Here is a 1625-nt window from a genome sequence, read left to right as displayed (position 1 = left end):
TTGTTGACCTATCTACTGTTTCCATAGGTTGAACCTTTTTTTGTAGTCGATTTTATATTTTGTCATAACAATAAGGAAATTAATCAGATATATTTAAATTATTCTGTTGCCTTTAATTGCTTGCCCATTAAAATAGTCTAATTGTTATCGGTCAATCGATTTTCTTAATTATTTCATGCAATGCTTCCCCGGATGCTCATGTGCCGGAAGGCAAATGTTACACCATTGCGAATTACGATATCAGTTTTCCCGGTTTGATGAAACAGATCAGCAACTGGCGCAAGGGACCGGGTGTTTTATCCGGATAGACCTCAGCAGGACGGCCCCGGTCAGGGGTAATCCCGTTAAAGGCAGGATGACCATCAGTGATGCTCTCTGTACCGCACTCGCGGGGGCGGGGCTGAAAGTGACTGAACAGCAGGCTGATTCGATAACGGTCAGATGATGAGTGCGGAAAGAGGATAAAGTATGAGTAAGATATTGATTTTTTTATGCTGTATACCCTGGCATTTTCAGCATTGACTTATGCCGGGCAGAGTGACTCAAAGGACGGGTGCAAACTGTAGCGTACAAATGATGCCAACGGCGGAGCCAGACTTGCCGGGGAAAACGGTCTGCGGGGCATGAATGGTTGACCGGGAGGAACCAGACCCTCGCCTGATGGCAAATACTATCTCCCCGGCACATATGAGGAATGTTATTCCGGGCATTAAAGCTCCCTGCACCAGAACAGATATTCGTCCGGAGCGCAGGATTATGAGAGAGCCTGAGGTAGCCATATCCTCGAGCTGGGGTGCGGCAATGGAATGATGGCATCCCTGTGGTTTTCCTGTAAGTATCACAGTGAAAACCAAAGTTTAGCATCCCTCAATCTAAAGTAGTTAATGTTTGTAAATGACATCATCAATTAGTCCGACAGGTAACCCGTTTTCCTTATTTGCACTATAGTGAGCAACAGTTATAGCTTTTAATCTGTCAGAAAGCTTATCAGGGACATCATTGTCTACAACAATTATCTGACACGGGCTTCTTTTTTTCTGCGCATAATTGGTTATTTCTATGAGTGCATTATAGATGTTTTCATATTTTTCTGGATCAGAAATTCCTTCATCAATATCATCTATTATATTGGTCTCGGATGCATATTTCGTCTTCAAGTTTTTTCCGAGATACTTACCTATAGTATCAAGCATCAAAAAACGAGGATGGTTTATGTCTGAGTCAATAGAGCTCTTTAATATTGATGACATATACCCTATGGAAATAATAGTTCTTAAACCTCCAGATGTAATATTAAAATAGTCTCTATCTCTTACAATGGGCGAGAAATGTTTTTTACTTATACTTATCCCAGTTCTATTTTTTATTTTCACACCGGTTAAAAAAATCATCAAATCATCCCCTAAAGAAGATAATATACCATCTATGCTAGGAGCATTAACTCTTAAGTCGTTAAGTTTTTCTGTAAGAGTTTCTATATTATCTGTAAGGCTTTTTTGCTTGGTTAAAAGTTCCTCTTGACGGTTTCTAACTTTTAAGCTTGATACTAAAGCCTCTCTTTTTTTACTTACAGATGTTATTTCTTTTAATAAAGAATCACGTTGGGTGAGAAATGGAGTAATAAA

1 pseudogene is annotated in these 1625 nt (G+C 39.6%); it reads right to left on the bottom strand.

What is annotated here, in order from left to right:
* Window positions 1-881: 881 nt before the first annotated feature.
* Window positions 882-1625: pseudogene (locus IM273_RS22070) on the bottom strand (exonuclease SbcC); the annotation flags it as partial.

Source organism: Enterobacter cloacae complex sp. P13B, assembly GCF_014895915.1.
In the GTDB taxonomy this organism is placed as follows: Bacteria; Pseudomonadota; Gammaproteobacteria; order Enterobacterales; family Enterobacteriaceae; genus Enterobacter; species Enterobacter bugandensis.
The sequence above is the reverse complement of the archived record's forward strand: the minus strand, read 5'-3'. Positions and strand labels throughout refer to the sequence as shown.